This is a genomic window from Bacillus sp. PDNC022, from assembly GCF_016919285.1.
Classification (GTDB): domain Bacteria; phylum Bacillota; class Bacilli; order Bacillales; family Bacillaceae; genus Bacillus; species Bacillus safensis.
In genome coordinates, this window is sequence record NZ_CP070345.1 from 382,065 (window position 1) to 406,563 (window position 24,499).

Annotated in this window: 20 protein-coding genes; 15 read left to right on the forward strand and 5 right to left on the reverse strand. The window is 40.6% G+C overall.

The features are described from left to right. Positions 1-58: 58 nt before the first annotated feature. Together JVX94_RS02005 and JVX94_RS02010 are read left to right on the forward strand one after the other, a co-directional pair. Positions 59-1,099, forward strand: coding sequence for a 2,3-butanediol dehydrogenase (locus JVX94_RS02005; protein ID WP_025092841.1), 1,041 nt, complete (start codon positions 59-61; stop codon positions 1,097-1,099). A 125-nt stretch (positions 1,100-1,224) separates the two neighbouring features. Next, on the forward strand, positions 1,225-2,055 hold the full coding sequence (locus tag JVX94_RS02010; protein WP_205184417.1) for a manganese catalase: 831 nt from the start codon (positions 1,225-1,227) through the stop codon (positions 2,053-2,055). Positions 2,056-2,090: 35 nt separating this feature from the next. Here the strand turns inward: JVX94_RS02010 and JVX94_RS02015 are convergent, their stop codons facing one another. From JVX94_RS02015 to JVX94_RS02030, 4 genes are read right to left on the reverse strand one after another with little or no spacing between them, the layout of a single operon-like run. Beyond that, entirely contained in the window at positions 2,091-2,804 is a 714-nt protein-coding gene (locus tag JVX94_RS02015) for an amino acid ABC transporter permease (protein WP_144471173.1), read from the reverse strand. A 12-nt stretch (positions 2,805-2,816) separates the two neighbouring features. Continuing rightward, complete coding sequence (locus tag JVX94_RS02020; RefSeq protein ID WP_025092844.1) at positions 2,817-3,515, reverse strand: amino acid ABC transporter permease; 699 nt, start codon at positions 3,513-3,515, stop codon at positions 2,817-2,819. After that, entirely contained in the window at positions 3,512-4,372 is an 861-nt protein-coding gene (locus tag JVX94_RS02025) for an amino acid ABC transporter substrate-binding protein (protein ID WP_095409093.1), read from the reverse strand. The genes JVX94_RS02020 and JVX94_RS02025 overlap by 4 nt, the downstream gene beginning before the upstream one ends. After that, on the reverse strand, positions 4,369-5,133 hold the full coding sequence (locus JVX94_RS02030; RefSeq protein WP_024427908.1) for an amino acid ABC transporter ATP-binding protein: 765 nt from the start codon (positions 5,131-5,133) through the stop codon (positions 4,369-4,371). The genes JVX94_RS02025 and JVX94_RS02030 overlap by 4 nt, the downstream gene beginning before the upstream one ends. Before the next feature lie 144 nt (positions 5,134-5,277). Here JVX94_RS02030 and JVX94_RS02035 point away from each other — a divergent pair, with 144 nt between their 5' ends. The 11 genes from JVX94_RS02035 (at position 5,278) to JVX94_RS02085 (ending at position 20,768) form a co-directional block, all read left to right on the forward strand. Then, complete coding sequence (locus tag JVX94_RS02035) at positions 5,278-6,441, forward strand: acyl-CoA dehydrogenase family protein (RefSeq protein ID WP_205184420.1); 1,164 nt, start codon at positions 5,278-5,280, stop codon at positions 6,439-6,441. Between the two features lie 125 nt (positions 6,442-6,566). Next, on the forward strand, positions 6,567-7,355 hold the full coding sequence (gene blaBPU, locus JVX94_RS02040; protein WP_275891459.1) for a BPU family class D beta-lactamase: 789 nt from the start codon (positions 6,567-6,569) through the stop codon (positions 7,353-7,355). Between the two features lie 168 nt (positions 7,356-7,523). Beyond that, positions 7,524-14,540, forward strand: a complete 7,017-nt coding sequence (locus JVX94_RS02045; protein ID WP_205184423.1) for a DNRLRE domain-containing protein — start codon at positions 7,524-7,526, stop codon at positions 14,538-14,540. A gap of 11 nt (positions 14,541-14,551) precedes the next feature. Continuing rightward, complete coding sequence (locus JVX94_RS02050; RefSeq protein WP_061408695.1) at positions 14,552-15,160, forward strand: hypothetical protein; 609 nt, start codon at positions 14,552-14,554, stop codon at positions 15,158-15,160. Between the two features lie 451 nt (positions 15,161-15,611). Then, positions 15,612-16,481, forward strand: a complete 870-nt coding sequence (locus JVX94_RS02055) for an alpha/beta hydrolase (RefSeq protein ID WP_205184426.1) — start codon at positions 15,612-15,614, stop codon at positions 16,479-16,481. A 75-nt stretch (positions 16,482-16,556) separates the two neighbouring features. Next, positions 16,557-16,913, forward strand: a complete 357-nt coding sequence (gene hxlR / locus JVX94_RS02060) for a transcriptional activator HxlR (RefSeq protein WP_012010675.1) — start codon at positions 16,557-16,559, stop codon at positions 16,911-16,913. A 247-nt stretch (positions 16,914-17,160) separates the two neighbouring features. Further along, entirely contained in the window at positions 17,161-17,793 is a 633-nt protein-coding gene (gene hxlA / locus JVX94_RS02065) for a 3-hexulose-6-phosphate synthase (protein ID WP_024423080.1), read from the forward strand. Continuing rightward, positions 17,790-18,347 carry a 6-phospho-3-hexuloisomerase gene (gene hxlB / locus JVX94_RS02070; RefSeq protein WP_205184428.1) on the forward strand — a complete coding sequence of 186 codons (558 nt, stop codon included), beginning with the start codon at positions 17,790-17,792 and terminating at the stop codon, positions 18,345-18,347. Before hxlA ends, hxlB begins: the two co-directional genes overlap by 4 nt. A 140-nt stretch (positions 18,348-18,487) precedes the next feature. Continuing rightward, on the forward strand, positions 18,488-19,213 hold the full coding sequence (locus tag JVX94_RS02075) for a DsbA family oxidoreductase (RefSeq protein ID WP_205184430.1): 726 nt from the start codon (positions 18,488-18,490) through the stop codon (positions 19,211-19,213). Positions 19,214-19,298: 85 nt separating this feature from the next. Beyond that, on the forward strand, positions 19,299-19,763 hold the full coding sequence (locus JVX94_RS02080) for a MarR family winged helix-turn-helix transcriptional regulator (RefSeq protein ID WP_206762067.1): 465 nt from the start codon (positions 19,299-19,301) through the stop codon (positions 19,761-19,763). A 6-nt stretch (positions 19,764-19,769) separates the two neighbouring features. Then, complete coding sequence (locus JVX94_RS02085; RefSeq protein WP_205184433.1) at positions 19,770-20,768, forward strand: serine hydrolase domain-containing protein; 999 nt, start codon at positions 19,770-19,772, stop codon at positions 20,766-20,768. A gap of 28 nt (positions 20,769-20,796) precedes the next feature. Here the strand turns inward: JVX94_RS02085 and JVX94_RS02090 are convergent, their stop codons facing one another. After that, positions 20,797-21,897 (reverse strand): GntR family transcriptional regulator, encoded by a 1,101-nt coding sequence (locus tag JVX94_RS02090; RefSeq protein ID WP_095409086.1) that lies wholly within the window; start codon positions 21,895-21,897, stop codon positions 20,797-20,799. 272 nt (positions 21,898-22,169) lie between these two features. Here JVX94_RS02090 and JVX94_RS02095 point away from each other — a divergent pair, with 272 nt between their 5' ends. Together JVX94_RS02095 and JVX94_RS02100 are read left to right on the forward strand one after the other, a co-directional pair. Further along, on the forward strand, positions 22,170-23,795 hold the full coding sequence (locus tag JVX94_RS02095) for a xylulokinase (protein ID WP_205184436.1): 1,626 nt from the start codon (positions 22,170-22,172) through the stop codon (positions 23,793-23,795). Further along, a complete protein-coding gene (locus tag JVX94_RS02100; protein ID WP_095409084.1) occupies positions 23,789-24,493 on the forward strand; it encodes an L-ribulose-5-phosphate 4-epimerase in 705 nt (234 codons plus the stop codon). The genes JVX94_RS02095 and JVX94_RS02100 overlap by 7 nt, the downstream gene beginning before the upstream one ends. Positions 24,494-24,499 lie beyond the last annotated feature (6 nt).

The following is a 24,499-nucleotide window of genomic DNA, read 5'->3' on the forward strand; positions in this document are numbered from 1 at the left end:
ATTATGTTATCATTATTTAAGTAAGTTAATTAAATTGATGAGAAAAGGAGTCTTACAAATGAAAGCACTACGCTGGCACGATCAAAAAGACATTCGACTAGAGGAAATTGATGAACCAACAGTTGCTCCAGGAAAAGTGAAACTTAAAGTAAAATGGTGCGGCATTTGTGGTAGTGATTTACATGAATATTTGGGCGGACCGATCTTCATTCCTGTGAATGAACCTCATCCACTTACAAAAGAAAAAGCACCCATTACGCTCGGACACGAGTTCTCTGGCGAAGTTGTTGAAGTAGGAGAAGGCGTGAGCAATTATAAAGTAGGCGATCGAGTGGTTGTTGAACCTATTTTTGCAACTCACGGGCATCAAGGTGCTTATAATTTAGATGAAAACATGGGCTTTTTAGGACTTGCCGGAGGCGGCGGTGGATTCTCTGAATATGTATCAGTGGATGAAGAATTACTTCATTTATTACCAGACGAAATCTCATATGAGCAAGGCGCGCTTGTCGAGCCTTCTGCAGTTGCTTTATATGCGGTTCGTTCTAGTAAAGTACAAGCTGGGGATACAGCGGCTGTGTTTGGCTGCGGACCAATCGGTTTACTTGTCATCGAAGCATTAAAAGCAGCTGGTGCTACTGATATTTATGCAGTTGAATTATCAAAAGAACGCCAAGAGAAAGCAAAAGAGCTTGGAGCGATCATTGTTGATCCTTCTCAATATGAAGATGTTGTTCAAGAAATTGCTAGCCGTACAAACGGTGGCGTCGATGTATCTTTTGAAGTGACAGGTGTACCTGTTGTATTGAAGCAAGCAATCCAATCAACTAGAATTTCAGGTGAAACAGTCATTGTGAGTATTTGGGAAAAAGGCGCAGAAATTATGCCGAATGATATCGTCATCAAAGAACGTACAGTAAAAGGAATTATCGGCTACAGAGACGTATTCCCATCTGTATTAAACTTAATGAGAAAAGGCTATTTCTCTGCAGACACACTCGTCACGAAAAAAATCAAGCTGGACGATGTGATCGAGGATGGCTTCCATGCTTTAATCAATGAAAAAGATCAAGTGAAAATTTTAGTCAGTGCTGAATAAGTAAGATGACAAAGGGAATGGCATAAGCCATTCTCTTTTTTTATGTGATCAGGTATTTTCATAATGAGAGCTGCGGTTGAATAGTGATAATTGAAAAGATGTTTCATGATAAGGGAGATGACATCATGTTTTATCACATCAAAGAATTGCAATATGAAGCAAAGCCCTCAAAGCCTGATCCGCTTTACGCGAAAAAGCTGCAAGAAGTATTAGGCGGACAGTATGGAGAAATCAGTGTGATGATGCAATATTTATTTCAAGGCTTTAATTGCCGGGCAGACCAAAAATATAGGGATTTATTATTTGATATTGGTACAGAGGAAATTGGCCATGTCGAAATGCTGGCGACGATGATCGCACGTCTGCTTGATAAAGCACCGGTAAAAGAACAGGAACAGGCGTATCAAAGCGATCCAGCACTTGCGGCTGTTATGGGCGGAATGAACCCGCAGCATGCAATTGTTGCCGGTTTAGGGGCAATGGCAGCGGATAGTCAAGGGTATCCGTGGAATGCTAAGTATATCATTGCAAGCGGAAATTTAATGGCTGATTTTAGAGCCAATTTAAATGCAGAATCACAAGGGAGACTTCAGGTCACAAGGCTCTACGAAATGACCGATGATCGAGGTGTGAAAGATATGCTCTCTTTCCTTATAGCTCGTGATACTTATCATCAAAATATGTGGCTTGCCGCAATTAAGGAATTAGAAGAGCGAGAAGGGGATATCGTCGTACCAACCACCTTCCCTCGTTCATTAGAAAAACAGCAAGTATCCTATGACCTGTTTAACTTCTCAAGAGGGGAAGAAAGCAAGGAAGGCAGATGGGCACATGGCCGCAGCATGGATGGAAAAGGAGAGTTCAGATATATTTCTGCACCTGTCGTATTTGGCTCAGCACCAAAGCTCAAACCCGCACCAAAAGAACTGTTTAACACACCAAAAAAGGGTGAATAAAAAAGTCGATCAGGTTTTTGTGCCTGATCGACTTTTTAACGTCCGAGAGTTCTTCCGTATACGCTGACACGTTTCTCTAATAATGCAAAAGCTAATTCAAAGAAAATGCTCAGCATCCAATAGATCAAAGCAGAGACGAGATAAGTTTCTAAAAACTGATAGCCGTCATTTGCAATGATCCGGGAAATACCCATGATTTCGAGTACCCCAATTGTAAACGAAAGAGATGTCGCTTTTAATAACTGAACGAGCTGATTGCCTAGGTTCGGTAAGGCCACAACAAATGCCTGCGGCAAAATAATACGCAGCATCGCTTGCCTAGTTGTCATACCTACAATTTTTGCCGCTTCAAGCTGCCCTTTGTCTACTGCGAGAAGTGCACTCCGGACCACCTCTGTTAAATGAGCGGCTGAATGCAGACTGAAGGTAATAAGGGCCACAGCTAATGGGGAGACCATATCCGGGTGAAGGGTCAGCCCGAATGTGCCGCTTATACTAGTTAGAACAAAAGGAAGCCCATAAAAAAAAGCGAACAGTTGAACAATAAGCGGCGTTCCTCTAAAAAAGGAGACGTAGAGCGTAACGAGCTGTCTGAGTACAGGGATGCGAAAGAGACGAATGAAAGCAAAAACAGATCCAATCACAAGACTCACAGCCATGGAAACAAGTGCAATTAATAAGGTGAAAGGAACACCTTTTAGAATATGTGGTACTTGGTCAATCGCAAATGGAATATCAATGGTTTGCATCTAATCGCCTCCTTAACGTGACAGACTGGTGCGGCCTTTTACAAATTTCTTTTCAAGCAGCATGGTGACTAATTCAATGCTCATACAAATGAGCCAGTACACAATCGCAATGATTACATACACTTCAAACATGCCGATTCCGTAGTTGTTCCCTAAGATAATCTTCACCTGTCCCATAATATCGATGAGCCCGATCGTAAAGGCAATCGCCGTGTCTTTCACGAGATCAATGGTGTAATTTCCGAGGTTTGGCAGGGCAATGAGAAAGGCCTGCGGGATAATGATCCTGATCAAAGCCTGCGTATCTGTCATCCCAACAATGTAGGCGGCTTCCAGCTGATCTTTCCCAACTGATGAATACGCACTGCGAAAGACTTCAGATAAATAAGCGCCAGTATGTAAAGAGAATGTCATCATCACAAATAGCACACGATCCCAATGATTGATTTGAATCCCTGCCACAAGTAAAAGCTGGGGCAGTCCAAAATAAATCAAGAACAACTGAACAATTAATGGCGTACTTCGTGTAAAAGATAAATAGATAACAGCCAATTGCTTCAGCACTGGGATTTGTTTTATACGAATGCATGCAAATAAGAGCCCTATTATGATGGCGAAAAACAAAGACACTGCAATAATGAGAAAAGTGAGTGGCAGGCGTTCAAGCACCTGTAAAAAGATTCGCAGCCAATCTCCAGCTGTAAACGTCATGATGCTTCCTTCCTTTCTTCATATTGATAGCCTTGCTCTGAGATGTAGTCAATATCTTGAAAGAAATCAACCCCAAACCACTTTTTCGCAAGCTTAGGCAGTGTTCCATCATCGATCATCTCTTGTGTGACTCGGTCCAAATCTGCTGCAAGCTGCTTCTCACTTGGCTGTAAGACAAGATAGATCGGCTCCTTTGACACAATGCCGCCCACTTTGACCTTTAGGTTCAGATGCTTTTGAATGGTATCGAAGGTCGATATATTCATAAAAGCCGCATCGGATCGTCCGCTTTCAACACGCTTTAAGTTGAGTTCATTTGAAGGGCTTTCAATGGTTGTCAGCGGAATATCTGGATCATGTTCTTCATTATATTGATTTAATATGGAACGCAATCCGCCGCTGGGACTGACAGGAGCGAGCTTTTTTGATGTCATATCGTCAAGCGATTGAATATCCCGGTTTGATTCATTCACAATTAAACCTGTCATCGAATAGCCGTACGGAACTTTAGGGTAAAGAAACCGTTTTTCGCGTTCAGGGTTACTGAAAAACCAATTAGCTGCCATTTCAAACTTCCCCGCGCCAACACCAATTAAATTGGATTCTTCCTCGCCAAATATGTAATCAAAATGTATGTGCGGAAGTCTTTTTTCCACTTCATTTAAATAATCAATGTTATAGCCAATCGGTTCGTTTCGGTCATTTGTGGCTAAAAAGGGTGGATTGACCTCTGCACTCAGAGCGACTTTCACAATTTGTTTTCCATCATCTGTTGTTGTTTTCACACTGCTGCAGCCAATCAGAGAGAGGAGAAACAGAAGGACACCAGCCGTCATGAATGCTGTCTTTTTCTTCATATGTCTTCCTCCGATCCTTGCCACATTCCGCGATGAATCCTGGATAAAAATTGTTTTGTTCGTTCATGCTGAGGCTTCATGAGGACGTCTTCTGGTGAGCCTTTTTCAACGATTTCTCCATCTGCCATAAAGATCACCGTATCCGCTACATCCTTTGCAAACGAAATTTCATGCGTCACAATGACCATCGTCATCCCTTGGCTCGCAATATCTTTGATCATTTCAAGGATTTCTCCGACCATCTCGGGGTCCAGTGCGGACGTTGGTTCATCAAACAAAAGCACCGCAGGATTCATCGCAAGAGCACGGGCAATTCCAATCCGCTGCTGTTGGCCGCCGGATAATTCACTTGGAAATGCATCCTTTTTATGAAGCAGTCCAATCCGCGCTAAAAATTGCTCTCCAACCTTTTCTGCTTCTTTTTTAGACATGTTTTGGGACACAATCAATCCCTCTGTAATATTTTCAAGTGCTCGTTTATTTTGAAACAAGTGATAATGCTGAAATACCATGGAAGATTGCTGTCTTAGTTTTAATAGATCTTTTTTATGATATCGTTCAAATTGAATCGTGGCTTCTCCAACAGTCAGCTCTCCTTTGTCTGGAATGTCGAGGCTGTTTAAACTGCGGAGAAGTGTTGTTTTTCCTGATCCGCTCGGTCCAATAATTGCGACCACTTCACCTTCTTGTACAGTGAAATCAATGCCTTTTAACACATGGGTCTGCCCATAAGATTTATGTAGATTAGTAGCTGAGATCATAAAAGCATCACGTTCCTTTGACAGATGTACTTAATATTGATAAAATTTAACACATTAAATCCTATAAGTAAAGTATGTTTTATTTATTCCGATTGGAAAAATGAGATATCATAGATTGTGAGAAACAGAGGAGTTGGATACGTTTTGTCTAAAGCATTATTTGTCGATACCGATTTTCAAAAAACATGGCTCAATCAGCTGGAATCTCTTCGCGAAACGATCGAACAAAACGCAAAAAAACATGATGAAGGGGCTTATTTTCCTAAACAGAATATCGAATCATTAGTAAACATGGGATATACAGCCCTGTCTCTTCCCGCTGAATATGGAGGCGGGGGTCAATCTGTAACGGATATGGTTCTATTTCAAGAAACGCTTGGCAGCATGGACGGAGCGACTGCCTTATCGATCGGCTGGCACCAAGGGGTTGTTGGTGAAATTTATGAAAAGAAACTATGGAATGAGAAACAGCTGCAATTCTTTGCGGAAGAAGTGAAGAAGGGCGCCCTTGTCAACCGCGCTGTGAGTGAGGCGCAGACCGGCAGCCCAACAAGAGGCGGTAAGCCTGGGACAACAGCGATTAAATCAGGTGATCGCTGGGTGATCAATGGACGTAAAATTTTCACAACGATGTCACCAGCTCTCACATACTTTTTAGTCGGCGTATGGATCGAAGAAAAAGAAGCGATGGGATTCTTCTTAATTCACCGTGATACAAAAGGTGTTTCTATAGAAGAAACATGGGATGTTGTCGGCATGAGAGGAACAGAAAGCCATGATTTAATCTTAGATCAGGTTGTGGTCTCAGATGATATGCTTGTTGAAGTGCAAAAAGGACCTCGGGGCGGTACGTTAAACCCTTGGATCGCACATATTCCTTCCTGCTATTTAGGAATTGCACAAGCGGCAAGAGACTATGCTGTTCAGTATGCCATCACCCATTCACCGAACAGTATCAGCGGAACGATAAGTGACCTGCCGAATGTCCAAACACTGATTGGCGAAATTGATTTACTACTAAAGCAAGCACGCCACGTCATCTATTCAACGACAACATTGTATGAACAGCCAGAAAAAAGAGAGCTGTTACTCAATGAATTCGGAGCTGTGAAGCATACAGTCGTCAATCATAGTCTGCAAGTGGTTGATAAAGCCATGCGTTTAGTCGGTGCAAAAAGCTTAAGCCTTGGCTGTCCGCTGCAGCGTTACTATCGAGATATTCGTGCCGGGCTCCATAACCCGCCAATGGATGATATGACGATTTCAAAAATCGCGAAGCAGGCCATAGAAGAGAAAAAAGAAAGCTAATCTGATCAGAAAGCCGGATGAAACCGGCTTTTTTTATTTGGCAGAAAAGAGGACAAGCGTCCCTTATGTCTCATCGCTCAGGCATGCTACAATCAATAGAAATCATAGGAAAAGGAGCGATTTTTTTGAAGAAAAAGCATATGAAATGGCTGTTTTCAGGCTTCATGCTGATGGCACTTTGTATCGGCCTTCCTTCATCAAGTGAGGGAACATCACCAGCGTGGTCAGTAGATGAATTCATGAAAGACAGGGAAGGCACATTTGTCATCCAAGAAGTAAAAGAAAAATCGCCATGGGTATATAACAAAAAAAGAGCGAACGAGCGCTTTGCCCCACAATCAACATTTAAAGTGGCAAATGCCCTCATCGGGCTCCAAACAGGCGCAGTGAGAGATGAATATGACATCAAATATTGGGACGGAGTAAAAAGAGAGATTGATAACTGGAATAAGGATCATACACTGGGTTCTGGCATGAGAGATTCAGTCGTCTGGTACTATCAAGCCATGGCGCGTGACATCGGAGAAGAACGCATGAGCCATTGGGTGAAAGCCATTCATTATGGAAATGAAGACATATCTGGCGGAATCGATCAATTTTGGTTAAGCAGTACGTTACAAATTTCTCCAGTAGAACAAGTCCATTTTCTTAAACAGCTATATGAAGAAAGTCTCCCATTTGACCTGTCTGTCATGAGAAAGGTCAAACGAATGATGATCCAAGAAGAAGAGAAACATGCCATCCTATACGGAAAAACAGGCTCCGGCTCAGGCATCGGCTGGTACGCAGGCTTCATCAAACATGAAAACAAAACCTACATCTTCGCCACAAATATCGAAGGCACCGGACTAGAAGCAAAAGAAATTACCTATCGTATTTTGAAAAAATATCATTTGATTGAAGCATCCGTTTAGGATGCTTTTTTATGTGTGAAAAAGGGGATATATAGATAAGCTGATGATATATGGATTAGTTTGAAAGAATGATATATTTATAGAAATATATTGAAGTATCATTTCAAATGTATTATTATATATGGCGTAATGTTACAAATGTTACAAATATATGATAAGGAGATTAATATGAACCTAAAAAGAAAAGTAAAATGGAAAAGGAATATCGCGGCACTACTAGCCTTTGTGATGCTTTTATCAATGTTACCTTCTGATATTTTTGCAGAAGAGCATGACAAAAATACAAAATCAAGTCATAACAGCTTAGAAGAGTTTGATGATTCAAAAGCCCTGGAATGGGCAGGCGTTGACGAAGATGAAATTGGAAAAGACGGAGAAGTTCTTTCAGAAAGAACAGAAAACAGCAAACTTTTTTATGAAGGAGAGGGTGTATTTACACAAGAGGTATATCCTGATCCTATTCATATAAAAGAGGCCTCAGACGCTGAGTGGGAGGACATCTCTCCTGAATTAAAGACGATCTCGCAAAAAGAAATAGAGACAGAAAATGCGAGATTAGAATCGACTTTTCAAAAGCAAATGAAGCAAGGACTATATGCTACATTTGAACACAAGAAGCATCAAATGGAATTTTCAATTTTAAAAGCTTCAGGTAAAAATAAATCAGAAATCAATTCCAAGGATACCTCAGCACAATTTAAAGAGAACACCAACGAGCTTACATATGAAGAGGTATTTCCAAATATAGATTTACGATCATTTACCTTTAATGAAAACATCAAAGAAGATATTGTACTTAATCGATATGATGGCTACAATTCTTTTACATTTGAAATAAAAACAGATCTAACTGGGGAAATTGAGGAAGACGGTTCTATTACATTTTATGATCAGAAAAAGCGGAACATTTTTCAAGTCCCAAAACCATTTATGACTGATTCTAATTTAGATGAAAAGTCAGGTGAAGTGGCTCGCTCAGAAGATGTGAGCTTTAAACTAGAAAAAGAAGACGATGGCTATTTACTTCGTGTGACAGCAGATGAAAAATGGCTCAAAGATCCTGAACGAGTTTATCCTGTGTCTATCGATCCTTCGACTTCTTTATCTGTGTCAGCAGACACATTCATCATGAGTAAATACCCAACAACAAACTATTCATCCTCTACGCAAAAATGGGATGCTAATCTGAAAAGTTATGTACTGAAAACCGGTTATTATGATAAAACAACTGGTACAAACTACGCTTTCATGAAGTTTAATTCATTCAAGCCGATTCAAAATATGAATGTAACAAAAGCGACGCTCAAAACATATGTTGCTCATTCATATTACGGGACGAAAGCAACTGGCCTTTGGCTGGATACAGTGAATGCCAACTATGATCATACAAAACTAACGTGGAACAATAAACCAAGCTCTAAAAACATCGGCAAAGCCAATGTATATAAAGGACAATGGGCGAGCTATGATGTGACATCAACCATCAAAGCTTGGAATAGCGGAACAGCTAACTATGGTTTTAAATTACATGCAAATGGAAATGGGCAAGACCATTGGAAAAAAATAATCTCATCAACAAACTCTACCAATAAACCAGTCATTGAAGTAACGTATACCATTCCACAAGCAAATGCACCAACTGTAAAAGGTTTTAGTAATGGAAATGGTACAGGCTACTTCAATTTAAGTTGGAAAAAGGTAGCTGGTGCAAAAGGCTACAAAGTGTGGTTATACAACGGAAAAGAGTATGAAGCCATTTCAGTTGGAAATGTGGCATCATGGAGTACAAAAGGAAAGAATATATGGCCAACAGCAAGCGAGATTGCTGCTAAAAAATATAAACTTCATTTAGACGGAAAAGGTGGAACTGAATTAGCAGTTGATCCTTCCCCAGTTTACAAAAACTCAGGTGGCAATTATGCGACAAGTAAAAATTATTGGGTAGCTGTAAGTGCGATTTTTGACCAAGGTGAAGGCGCAATGTCGGCAAAAGTAAAACCTGTCGTGCCGAATGTGGCTAGAGTGAAAGCACCTAGTACAAAAGGATTCAATAATAATAATGCAACAGGTTACTTTGATCTTTCATGGAATTCAGTTTCCGGTGCGACCGGTTATAAAATACAAATGTTTAATGGGAAAAGCTATGAGACATTGGATCTTGGGAATCAAACTTCATGGTCAACAAAAGGGAAAAAAGTATGGCCGACAGCTGCTGAGATTAAAGCAGGTAAATATGCATTGCACCTCCAAGATGGAAAAGGGGCAGAGCTTCCAATTCATCCTGGTGCGACTTACAAAAATGCTGGAGGAGATGCGGCTCAAAAACATTATTCCTTCAGAGTGATTGCCTATAATAAAGATGGAGAAGCCATTGCTTCACCGCCAGCTGGACCAACTTTACCTGATTTATCTAGACCGAAAGCTTTATCTGGATATGCTTATACAAATACTAAAGAGAGCCAAACAGGTTATTTCAATTTACATTGGGACAAAGTGAAAAATGCAAAAGGATATAAAATTAACATCTATAATGGTAAGGCATATCAATCATTTGATGTTGGTGATGTCGATCATTGGACAACACAAAACAAGAATATTTGGCCAACTCCTGCTGAAATTAAAAGTGGGAAATATGTGCTTCATACAGATGGAAAGGGCGGAGAATTAGCGCTAGACCCATCACCAGTATATGAAAATGCAAATGGAAATTATAAAGGACGCAAGAACTACTCCTTTACCCTTTCCGCCTACGATGCAAATGGAGAAACCATTCCGACACCAGCCTTTAACCCGACATTCCATGAAGGGGCCGAATTCCTTGGATCAGAGGATTACTGGTCGATTATTGATATACCAGACGGCCAGCTTAATGGTGCAACTGGGAATGTGATTGTCAGTGAAGAAGAAATGTCGATTGATGGAAGAGGACCAGGACTTGGAATGGGTCGAACGTACAATAGTTTAGATGCAGCTGACCACCTGTTTGGTCAAGGGTGGTACGCAGATGTAGAAACGAGTATCACGCCAACAAAAGAAGGTGTCATCTATCTTGATGAAGATGCCACAACTCATGTTTTTACAAAAAAAGCAGATGGAACGTATCAACCACCAACAGGTATTTTCCTTGAACTAACGGAATCAAAAGATGAATACATGTTAAAAACGAAGGATCAAACCTTTGCACACTTTAGTAAAAATGGTGGGAAAATCACCAAGGTTGTAGATGGACATAAAAATACAACGACATACAAATATAACGAAAACAATCAGCTCACTTCAATGGAAGATGCTTCTGGCCGAAAAATAACAATGGATTATGATGAAGATGGTCATATCATGTCGGTTCAAGGACCAAAAGGGAAAAAGCTTTCATATGAGTATGATGCAGGTTTACTAACGAAAGTCATAGATTCAGATGGAACAAGTATCTCATATGAATACGATAAAGAAGGCAGATTGATTAAACAATTCTCTCAAAACAGTACAAAAGATCAGCCTGTTTTTACAGAATACCAATATGAAAATCATCGTTTAGTCAAGGCAATCAATGCAAAAAAAGAAACCTTTGAGTATGCATATGATTTATCTAAAAAGACACTCATGCTAACGCAGCCAAACGGGCGAAAAATACAGTATACGTATAACGAAGCAGCCAATCCAATTCAAGTTGTAGATGATGCGGAAGGGCTTAAGATTACCACTAAAACCAAATATGAAGGCAACCAAATCGTAGAAGAAACTGACCCAAATGATGTAGAGAAAGGAAAAGCTACAGAAAGCTATTCGTATGACAAAAATGGCAACGTCATTCAGGCGAAAGATGCTTACGGGACAGAAACCTACGAGTATAACAAAAACAATGATGTCACTAAAGTGAAAGATACAGAAGGAGATATTACAGATATCGCCTACGATGGATTAGATGCTGTATCTGAAACGGATCAAAGTGGAAATATGTCTTCAGTAAGTATTTATGACTCGTACGGGAATTTGATACAAACGAGTAAAGAACTTGCTGCAGGCGCGAGTATATTAAAAAATGGCAGTTTTGAAGATACGCTAACTGGCTGGAAGCTTACAGCATCTAAGGATGACGGGAAATTAGCGCAAATAGCTGGGAAAAGTGGTGCGTTATCGGGAGGCCGAGTATTAGAGGTCAGTTCACAGTCGACAACTGAAGGAACAGAACTTGGCTATTCTTCGGCTACACAAGAAGTAACACTAGAGCCAAATACGACGTATACACTGAGTGGGAAAATAAAGACAGAACTAACGAAAGCAAGAGCATTTTTTAACATTGATTTAAGAGATACAAACAATAAACGAATTCAATGGATCAGCAACGGCTACAGCACACTATCAGGCAAAAACGATTGGACAAAACGCCAAGTCACGTTTACGACGCCATCCCATGCAGGCAAAGCTGTGATCTATATGGAAGTGGATCATCGAGATAAGGCTGGAAAAGGAAAAGCCTGGTTCGATGAAATTCAGCTGGAAAAAGGCGAAGTTTCATCAAGTTATAATCCAGTCAAAAATAATTCCTTTACGGATAAAACAACAAGCTGGAGCGGGTCAGGTGGTTCATTAGATAATGAAGAAGGCTTTAATGATGACGTTTCGTTAAAAATGACCAGAACCTCTTCAACTCAAGCAAATGCCATCTATAAACAATCTGTACCAATTGAACAAAGTGCGAATGATCAATCTGTTTATGTCACCTTGACTGGGATGTCTAAGGCTGAAAATGTCAAAGCCTCAAATGAAAATGACTACTCACTTCAAGCGTCCGTTACGTATACAGATGGCACAACAGGAACGTTTAATGCGAAATTCCCAACCGGTACACAGGAGTGGAACCGAGCAGCGGTTGTCATACCAAAAACAAAACCATTGAAAAAAGTCGACGTACAGATTGTTTTCCAAAAAAGCGCGACTGGAACGGTTTGGTTTGACGATATTCGTCTAGTAGAAGGTAGTCTTTTAACGAGAACGACTTACGACGGAAAAGGGAACTATGCAGTTAAAGAAGAGGATGAGCTTGGTTACTCATCTCAATCTGCCTACGACGAAACAGGCAATAAGCTTTCTGAAACAGATGCGAAAGGCGAAAAAACAACATTCGAATATGACCAGGCTGATCAGCTGAAGAAAATCACTTTATCTAATGGGACATCCATTGTGAGAACGTATGATAAAGAGGGCAATGAACAGTCGAAAACCATTCGTGCAGAGTCAGATCAGACGTATCAATTCGAATACGATCTAATGGGCAAATTGACAAAAACCATTGATCCATTAGGAAATGTGTTGAAAAGTGAATATGATGCGAATAGCAACTTAATCAAAACCATTTCTGCAAATGGACATGAAGTGTCTCTCACGTATGATGGAACAGACCGAGTGAAATCCAAGTCATACAATGGGACAGAAAAATATAACTTTAACTATGATAAAAACGGAAACGAAACAACGGTTGTTAACAAAGAACAAAACACAACCAAAAACAGAACGTTCGACCAACAAAACCGCATCACAAAGTTAACAGAGCGTGGCAGCAGCCAAACTTGGACGTATCCAGCCGATTCAGATAAACTAAAATCCTTTGAGTGGACACACGGAAATCAAAAAGGAACGAACCAATTCAGTTACAATAAGCTTGATCAAATGACGCAGATGAAGGATTCGAGTTCTACGTATTCGTTTGATTATGATGAAAATGGAAATGTTCAGTCCTTTATTACAGGTAACGGCAGTGGTGCTAGCTTTGCTTATGATGAGCGCAATTTAATTAATGATTTGCACATTGGAACAAGCCAAGGGGCAACGATCTTAAACGAAGCTTACGAATATGATCAAAGTGGAAACAGAATAACGATTGAAAAAGGCACCAACGGGAAGATTCGTTATGAATATGGAAAATTAGATCAATTGATCAAAGAAACTCATCCAGATGGCACGGTCATTGAGTACACATATGATGGGTTTGGAAACAGAAAAACAGTTACGACTGAAAAAAATGGCACTAAAAAAACAATCAACGCATCATTCAACATCATGAACCAACTGACAAAGGTAAATGATGAGACTTTAACTTATGACAAAAATGGCAACCGAACGTCTGACGGACAATTCCTTTATGAATGGGATGCAGAAGATAACATAACGGCCATCAAGAAAAAAGGCGAAGACAAGCCATTTGTCACTTACAAATATGATGAGCGTGGATACAGAATTCAAAAAACAGTGAATGGAAAAGTCACCAATTACTTTTATGACGGCGACAGCCTGAATGTTTTATACGAAACAGATGGAGACAACGAAGTCACAAAAGCATACACATACGGTGAGAGTGGACAACTCCTTGCATTCACACAAAATGGAAACAAATATTTCTATCACTACAATGCACACGGTGATGTCATAGCCATCACAAATAGTGCAGGAAAAATCGTCGCCGAGTACGAATATGATACATGGGGCGTTCCAACTAAAGTAAAAGAAGATGAAGAAGTAAAAGGAAACCCATATCGCTATGCTGGTTACCGCTTCGACGAAGAAACAGGACTGTACTATTTAATTGCACGCTACTATGAACCGAGAAACGGTGTATTCCTATCACTTGACCCAGACCCAGGAAGCGATGGAGATGCACTAGATCAAAACGGATATACCTATGGAAACAACAACCCAGTCATGAATGTAGACCCAGACGGCCATTGGGTATGGTTTGTTGTCAATGCAGGATTTGCGGTATATGATGGATACAAAGCACATAAATCAGGAAAAGGTTGGAAGGGTGTGGCGGTAGCAGCCGCATCAGGATTTTTGGGTGGTGGAAAGTTAAAGGGAGCGAAAAAAGTATTTAGTACTGGGAAGAAGTCCTATAAACTTTCAAGGAAGAAAGTTAAAGCAAAAAGAACGTATTCTAGTTATAGAGATGTTACTAAAAAAGGTTCAAGAACTAAGAATTATTCTACAAATGTAAGTAAGAGGGATTTTGAAAAAAATCTTAGAAGACAAGGATGGAAAAAATCTGTTCATAATGGAAATGTCATTACAATGACCAAAGATGGACGGAAATATTCGTTGAGGAGTCATGCTAAATCAACGCCCTTCCCTACCGCAGAATACACACCTAGAGGGAAAAAGAAATTCACCCATAAAATTAGATTAAAACATTAGAGGAGGATATAGTGGAAAATTTGTTTATTACAGATCCAAAGGAATTTAAGCATTATCAGTCTTTTATTAATGGAATCTATAATGATTCCAAAACATTTCCTGATCAAATTTTTAAAACATTACCACAGTACTTTCTGTTCGAAGAATTTCATTGGTTATTATCGGATGACAGTTGGGAGATGTTAAAAAACCTAGCTATATATCATAAAGATGAATATATATTAATGGCTGTATTAGATAACCAGAAAAGTATAGATAATTTTTATCGTGATTTTGGTTATTATTATTGGGTGAAATTACCCTTAAACATCTCATCAAATAATTATCTTGATATTTTAACGGATTTCCCAAAAAATAATGTTAATGATAGTATTATGAATATTGCTTCACGAGTGATATGGGTTTCCCCATCTGCGAAATGGATGATTTATGGGGAAAGGGGTTATGAAATAGGAGTATTAGGAACGAGTGAAATAGAGCTCAAGAATAATCAAATTTTTAAAACATGGAGAACTTTGGATGAGGTCGTATTAGATTGGATTTCAGTTGTATTTCCAAACCAAAAGCTTCCTTCTAATTTTAAAAATGAACTAATTCAGAATTACTCCAATAATGATTAATTAAAATGTTAATTAAGTTGTTAGTTTCATTTAGACCTTTCTTCCCTTGTTTCTAACATAAATCCTCTTCTTTATTAATGAGAAGAGGATTTCTTATTTTATAAATAATTCACTCTGGCTACGATTTCACATTTAACTTGTTCTGAAAAGAGTTAATACTTAAGATAAAAAAAGTTTCTCAGCATAAAGTACGATTTAAGAAAGTGGTGAGTCTTATAATGGGTGGTAAAAGGTTATTAAATATAAAATCCAGTATCAAATTCCTGATTTCAGTGTCAACCAACTAAATCAAATCAATGAATTTCACCACTTTAAGGGGTATAATGAATATTACGACTTGATCAATTGTATTGCTTTACACTTCCTATATGAATCTAGTATCGAATGAATCGTGCTAGTTTATCTACATATCTGCTAATCGTGCTCCCCCATCCCAACACAGAAAGGTGCAATGACATTGAATCGAATCATGAAATGGCTCTTATTTGCGGTTGTCATCGCTGGATTATTGGTATGCGCATTCTTTGTGTTCCGTTTCAACCAGCCTAAGCCGACAACCAATATCCATTATGCAGACACACAAAATAAACAGCAAACACTCGATATGTACATGCCGAAGGGCAAAGATGAAGACAAAAAGAAGAAGCATCCAGTGATGATCTATCTCCATGGCGGCGGCTGGACAGGCGGCGATAAGAATAGAGTCGCTTCAAAGGCTGATTATTTTACAGGTAAAGGGTATGTGTTTGTTTCAATGAATTACAGGCTTCACCCTGATGCCAACTACGAGCAGATGGCAGATGATACGGCAAACGCCATTAAATGGGTGAAGGATCATGCGGATGAATATCAAATCGATTCATCAAAAATCAATGTCATGGGTCACTCAGCAGGCGGTCATTTGACGGCGCTGGTTGCCACAGATTCGACCTACTTAAAACGTGTGGGGCTGTCGCCAAAAACGATCAATTCCATTGTTGTTCTAGACGGGCCGTTAAACCTCAATCAATTTATACAAGCCATCCCATCGTACAAAAAAGTCTTTGGCAAACAAGAGGAGAATTGGACAAAGGCATCACCTGTCACTTATATGAATCAAAAGAATGTACCTCCCGTCTATTTGGTTACAGGCTGGGATAATCCTGAGGTGTACCGATTTGCAGAAAAACTAAATCATGATAAAGGCTCTCGGTTTGTTTTTCGGGTTCATACGTTAAGCCATAGTGATCTGAACAAATGGTTTGGATCAGACAGAGCGCCAAAAGAAGCACAAAAAATGACAGAGGCTGTGATGGCTTTTGTTAAAAAACAAAATCAATAACGAAGACCATATGTTCGACAATCCATTTTGTTGCAGTTATGATGAAATCTAAGTGGTTTGTTATTAAAGGAGTGTATGTCGTTGTCATCACGAATGGAAAATAAAGTGTTCAATTGCGAAAAAGAGCTGACGCTGAATATTATCGGCGGTAAGTGGAAAATGCTGATTTTATGGCACCTTGGCAGAGAAGGGACAAAACGTTTTGGTGAGTTAAAGTCGTTAATGCCTGGGATTACGCAAAGAATGCTTGTCAATCAGCTAAGAGAATTAGAGGAAGATCACATTGTGCACCGGGAGGTTTATCCTGTCGTTCCGCCAAAGGTTGAGTATTCTCTCACAGAATTAGGAGAAAGCTTAATGCCGATTTTAGAGGCGATGTATGATTGGGGAAAACAATATCTCGACAGCAATTTCTTAAAGGACGATAAATAGTCATATTACCGATTGTAGACAAAGGGCTAAAATTACTTTATTTTAGCCCTTTTCTTCTTTTCAATCACGTTGAGATACTGCCCAAAAGACAGTATCTTTTTTGTAACCATATGCGGAAAAGTATAGTATGTAAAAAAAAAGTGCGTACTTACATTGCGTCATTCCTGTTGTTATACTCATTTCATCGTTCAAGATGCATCATCCGCGGAGCTCTTGAAGATGAGATGAAAAACGGGAGTGAAAGTTGATGAAATTACAATTAGCATTAGATTTAGTGAATATACCAGAAGCGATTGAGCTAATTAAAGAAGTAGAAGCATCCATTGATGTGGTCGAAATTGGGACACCTGTTGTGATTAACGAAGGGCTTCGTGCTGTAAAAGAAGTCAAGCAGGCTTTTCCGAATTTACGTGTACTCGCTGATCTGAAAATTATGGATGCTGCCGGCTATGAAGTGCAGCAGGCATCCGAAGCTGGAGCAGATATCGTCACCATTCTTGCAGCGGCAGAAGATATGTCCATTCAAGGAGCGGTGAAAGAAGCGAAAGCAAGAGGGAAACAAATTTTAGTTGATATGATTGGCATCAAAGATATCGCAGGCCGTGCAAAAGAGCTGGATGCGCTTGGAGTCGATTATATTTGTGTGCATACAGGCTATGACCTGCAAGCGGTTGGTCAAAACTCATTTGCTGATCTTATGACGATTAAACAAGTTGTCAAGCAGGCGAAAACAGCGATTGCAGGCGGAATTAAGCTTGATACGTTACCTGAAGTCGTGAAATTAAACCCTGATTTAATCATTGTCGGCGGCGGTATCGCAAGCCAGGACAATAAAGCAGAAGTGGCTGCACAAATGAAACAGCTGATCGCACAATCATGAAGACCAGCGACTATGTGAAAGTCATTTTAAATGAACTTTCTGAGCATTCGTCAGCCATTCAAGACGAACAAGCAGAGCGCCTGGTCACAAGTATTTTATCTGCACAAAAAGTCTTTGTGGCAGGTGCAGGCAGGTCTGGCTTGATGGGAAAATCGTTTGCGATGAGACTTACGCATATTGGCGTCAAGGCTTATGTCATTGGTGAAACGAATACGCCTTCCTTTACAGAAGAGGATCTTTTGATTGTGGGGAGCGGATCTGGCCGTACAGAGTCTTTGCTTGTCCTTGCAAAAAAGGCAAAAGCAATTGGCGGAAAAGTGGCAGCTTTCACGCTTTCAACTGAATCACCTATAGCTGATCTAGCAGATGAAGTCATCTTACTGTCAGGTGCCCCGAAGGATCAACAGGAAGGAAGTCATCATACCATTCAGCCAATGGGCTCACTATTTGAGCAGTCGCTTCTTCTGACATACGATGCGGTCATTTTGCGGTTAATGGAAATGAAAGAGCTCGATACACATACAATGTACGGTCACCATGCAAATTTAGAATAGTCATTTTCAAAGCCTTTCCTTTCTTAGAAGGAGAGGCTTTTTCATTTCAACCAAGATCAGAATCTTGACATCTTCTATTTGATGTAACTATAATTGTTACATCGTTGAAGAAAAAGCGTAAACACGGAAGGAAGATGAAGATGAAAGTACAAATCTGGTCAGATATTGCCTGTCCTTTTTGTTATATAGGAAAAAAACAGCTGGAAACAGCACTTGAACAATTCCCAGAGAAGGAACAGGTAGAAATCGAGTTTAAAAGCTTCGAGCTTGATCCACATGCACCTGCTCAGGTCGATTATGATGTCCATGATATGCTTGTCAAAAAATATGGCATGAGCCGCAGCCAGGCAATGGCGATGAATGAGCAGGTGAAGCAGGCCGGCAAAGAGAAAGGAATCGATTTTCAATTTGATCCGCTCGTGTTGACAAACACCTTTGATGCTCATCGATTGGCGCAATATGCTGGTCAAATGGGGAAAGGCGATTTCGTTATGGGAGAGCTGTTTCAAGCATATTTTACAGATGGAAAGCATGTTGGGGACCGTCAAACCCTTTTAGACATTGCAGAAAAAGCAGGTCTTGATGTGAAGGAAGTGCAGCAAGTTTTGGGCGGCGAAGCATTTGCCGATCATGTCCGAAAAGACGAACAAGAAGCGAGACAGCTTGGTATCAATGCTGTTCCGTTTTTCTTGATCAATGACAAGTATTCAGTTGCAGGTGCACAGCCAGCCGATACGTTCCTGCGTGCACTTGAAACGGCTTGGACAGAGGAAGCAGCACAGGCTGAAAAAGCGGCTGCCAATTCATTTGAAGCAGCATGTGCAGATGGCGTATGCGCAGTACCTACCCCTAAAGAAGAAGCGTAATAGGCAAGGTCCCTATCTTTCTAAAAGATGGGGATTTTTTCTTGTTTTAATATAAAGGTTACTTTATACTTAAGGTATCTTAATTATGAAGGTGATAAAAGTGATATCCAAAACAGCTATGATCCAAGAGCTAAACAATATCGAAGCGCGCATCCATCAAAAGCTCCGATTAGAGTTTGAAGAATTATTTGTAGATGAGTTAACCGATAAGCAGCATATTGTACTGAATTTTATTGAGCAGAAAGGGGGAAGTTCCCCTATTCAAATTGCCCAGCAATTAGGGATTACTCAAAGTGCAGTGAGTCAATTGTTAAACACGCTTGAAAAAAAAGAATGGATTCGCCGCAGCATTAACCCGAATAACCGGAGGGAATTGCATGTTGAACTTTCTGAGAAAGCAAAAACGTACCTTGAGAATATGCGAAAGGTAGAGCTTGCGATTATTGAAAAATATTATTCAGCATTAACCTTTGATGAGATCAACACATTGACATCGATTTATGAAAAGCTTGATCAATTGATCCCACATCAAAACGAAGAGAAAGGATGAGAATGAATGACGCTCAAACAAGAAGTACAGAGAATCGCTTCCTCTTATACAGAGAAAAAGAAGGACGCACTGCTTGTCATCGGACTGATTCATCAAGGGGAAACGCATGTCTTTCATTTCGGGGATCACCCTATAAAAAAGCGCGTGCAGCCAGAGGATGTCATTTTTGAGATTGGCTCGATTTCAAAAGTCTTTACGACAAGTATATTGGCAAGCATGATGCAAAAAGGGCAGATGAAACTCGATGATTCGATTTCTCTGTATTGTCCTCACATTCGAAAGAATCACCCCATTCAAATAGAGCAGCTGGCAACCCATACGTCTGGTCTTCCTCCGCATCGTCTTCTTAGAGATTTGCAGCTATGCTTCCTTCCTAAAGTGAGAAGAGATATGTTCTGTCAATATTCACTCGATGAATTAATGAAACTGTTAAACTCGAAAAAGTGGAATCAGCCAAAAAGCTTTCCATCTCGTTATTCCAATGTGGGTATGGGGCTGCTTGGTTTAATCATGGGCTGGTCTCGTCACAAAACATATGAACAGCTATTGATGGAATATATCGTGGATGAGCTTCATCTATCAAGTACCTTTATTACGATCAAGGATAATGTAGAAGCAAAGATGATCTTAGGGCATCGGGAAAATGGGAAAGAGGTTCCGCCGCTTCATATGCTTGACTATCAAGGAGCTGGCGCTATTCGCTCGACCATCACAGATTTATTGTCATTTCTCTCGGCTCATCTACACGCAGATGCGGATTCTTTTTGGAAAATCACGCATGAACCAAGACGGGATATGGGCAGGAACATGTCAACGGGACTCGGCTGGGTCATCGATGACACAGGACTCATTTGCCATAATGGGGCGACGTCGGGATTCTCAAGCTTCATGGGCTTCCGCCCGCATTCAAAAGCAGGCGTGGTTGTTTTATCCAACTACCGTAATCGAATCACGCAAGACTCTCCCGATCGTATCGCGTATGATCTGATGGATATGCTGATCTAAAATAAAATGAGCCTCCTGCGGGAAGGGCTCATTTTTTTCTTGCATTCATTTGTTTAATCGTTTCACCTGGAACCAATTCCGGCTCGTAAAACGTTTGATCAGGGAGATTCTTTTTCCCTTGAACTTTTTTAATCATCCAGTCAGCTGCATCCCGGCCCATTTGCTCCTGAGGATGGGTGAGTGTTGTCAGCTTCACATGGGCATTTTTCTGGGCAATATACGAATTATCCTGTCCAATAATCGAGAGATCATCTGGAATGGACAGCCCGATTTCGCTGCATACATTTGCAACTTCTAATCCCACCTCATCGTTATAGCAAACAAGGGCAGTCAGCTCATGTCTGTGCGCCATCAGGAATGTGCTAATTTGCTCCCCCAAATGCTGCTTCGATTCTGTATCGAAAAAGAGCACATGCTCAGGCAGGAAATTAAGCTTAGCTTCACCTAGCGCTTGAATATAGCCCTTCATCCGATATTTTCCCTGTAAATCATCTGTTTTTGAAATAAGCCCAATTTGCTGATGGCCAGAGGTGATCAGCTCTTTTGTGGCTAAATAGCTGGATTTTACATCATCCAAACAGAGAAAAGGAACCTCTAACTGCTCATAATAGGCATTGATCATAATGAGCGGTACATCCTGTTCTTTAAAGGATAAATAGTACGAGATGTTTGGGTTATATAAATTGCTTTTCGTCGGTTCGACAATAAGTCCATCCACACCAAACGACAGCATCATTTCCAGCGCTTTTTTCTCCTGTTCAACATCGTTATTTGTGCTTGCCAGTAACAAGGAATAGTTCTCTTCGTTTAATCGGCTTTCAATGCCTCGAATGATAGAAGGGAAAATGTAATCGGATATGTATGTCGTAATGACCCCAATCGTTTTCATATGTGCATGTCCCGCAGGCTTTGTTTGATATTGATTGGTCACAAATGTGCCTGAACCTTTTTCGCTGCGCAAAAATCCTTCGCTGGACAATTCTAAGATGGCTTTTCGAACTGTATGTCTGCTTACTTGATACATGTCTTGCAGGCTTGATTCGGTTGGAATACGCTCCCCGATCCGGTAATCCCCTGTGAGTATTTTGCTTTTTATATCATCAATAATGATCTGGTACTTCTTTTTCATTGTTTCACTTCTTTCTCAGTTGATCATCTACTCGGATTGAGAAGAAATTGTATGGACATATTTTAACATGGTTGTCGAATCAAAAACAGGCGCTTTCCTTTTCTATCATGATCCCTTCAGAAAAAATGAAGGTTTTTGTCACATTATGTATGTACAACTATATTTATTATTGACATATGTACGTACAAATATTATATTGTGATTGTACCAGAGAATCAATGAATCTAGAAAATGAAAATTGAAACCGCTATCAAAATGGGGGTGAACGCAGATTGAATCACAAAGAGACGGCCAAAGCCTTGAAAGAAGGACGGACATCTTTAGGCATTGAATTTGGTTCAACACGAATTAAAGCAATTTTAATAGATGAGGAATTTCAGCCAATTGCACAAGGTGCATATGAATGGGAAAGTTTTCTTGAGGATGGAATATGGACGTACAACTTAATTGATATCATTACAGGTCTGCAAGTGGCGTATCGAGAGATGAAAGAGCAGGCCGAGCAAAAGTATGGTGTGACCATTCAAACGATTGGCTCAATCGGGGTATCAGCGATGATGCATGGCTATGTAGCATGTGATCATACAGGAGAGGTTCTCGTTCCGTTCCGAACATGGCGGAATGCAACGACCATCGAGGCGAGTCAAAAGCTGACTGACGTATTTCAATTTCATATTCCAGAAAGATGGAGTATTGCCCATTTGTATCAAGCGGTATTAGAAGATGAAAAACATCTACCCCGATTAGAGTATATGACCACTTTGTCAGGATATATTCACTGGCTGTTAACCGGAAAGCAGGCCATTGGTATTGGCGATGCGTCCGGGATGTTTCCAATTGATGAACAAACGAAGGACTACAATGAAGAAATGCTCCAGCAATTTGAAGCATTGATTGCAGAAAAAGGCTATCCGTGGAAGCTTCGCCACCTCCTGCCGCGTGTCTATTTAGCAGGCGAAGAAGCTGGTGTATTAACGGCAGCAGGGGCAGCCATTTTGGATCAAGGAAAACATTTGCAGCCAGGCATTCCATTTTGCCCGCCGGAAGGTGACGCTGGAACGGGAATGGTGGCGACAAACAGTGTAGAAAGACGGACGGGGAATATTTCTGTTGGGACGTCGGTTTTTGCCATGATTGTGCTGGATCAGGATCTAAAAGGTGTGTATCCAGAAGTGGATATGGTTACGACGCCGGATGGACTGCCAGTTGCAATGGTTCATGCGAATAACTGTACAAGTGACCTAAACGCTTGGATGAATATATTCAGAGAGGCATTTGAAGCACTAGGCATGCAAGTGGAGTCAGAAAGGTTATACGAATCGTTATTGCAGCAAGCTTTAGAAGCAGATCGAGATGGCGGCGGACTCTTAAGCTATGGCTATTACTCTGGTGAAAATATTACGAGACTGCCAGAAGGAAGACCTCTTTTTGTCAGGTCTCCTGAAAGCCGCTTTAACCTCGCTAATTTCATGCGAACCCATTTGTTCTCCGCTTTTGGTGCAATGAAAATAGGCATGGACCGGTTAAAGGAACAGGAACATGTAGTAATTGACCGCTTACTAGGACATGGAGGATTATTTAAAACACCGCTCGTTGGACAAAAAATGGTTGCCGCAGCGCTGAATACACCTGTATCAGTCGTTTCCACAGCCGGAGAAGGCGGTGCGTTTGGGATGGCTGTCCTTGCTTCATATATGGTCCATCATCAGCAGCAAACATTGGCTGAATTTCTCACCCATCGCGTATTTGCCCATACATCAGAAGAGCTCATGGAACCTGATCCACTCGATGTCAAAGGCTTTGATGAATTTTTAAAGCGCTATCAAAAGGGGCTTGCAATTGAAGAAGCGGCGGTAGCGCATCTCATGCCAAAGAAAGGAGTGACGACGGTATGCTAGATCGTTTAAAAGAAGAAGTGTATCAAGCGAATTTAGATTTGCCAAAATACGGACTTGTGAAATTTACATGGGGCAATGTCAGTGCATGTGATCGTGACAGTGGTTTGTTTGTGATTAAGCCGAGCGGCATAGCGTATGACCAACTATCAGCAAAAGATATGGTCGTGGTGAACTTTGATGGTGAAGTGGTGGAAGGAGAATTCAGTCCTTCGTCAGATACAGCAACACATGCAGTTCTTTACAAACACTTTGAGGAAATTGGCGGCATTTCACATAGCCATTCCATGTGGGCAACCGTTTGGGCGCAGGCAGGTCTTGATTTACCAGCAATGGGCACAACACATGCCGATACATTTTACGGCGCCGTTCCGTGCGCTCGATTTCTAACAGAAGAAGAAGTCAATCGCGGTTATGAGGTAGAAACGGGCAATCTGATCATCGAAACATTTCAGAAAAGAAACCTAGATGTGATGGCGGTGCCGGGTGTATTGCTTCAAGGGCATGGTCCATTTACGTGGGGGAAAGATGCAAAAAGCGCGGTCACAAACAGTGTAATTTTAGATGAAGTCGCCAAAATGAACCTTTTTGCCAAGCAATTGAACGAATTTGCGGAGCCATTGCCGCAGCGAATTTTAGATAAACATTACTTAAGAAAACATGGAAAGCATGCGTATTACGGACAAAAACCTTCAAGATAAAGAAAA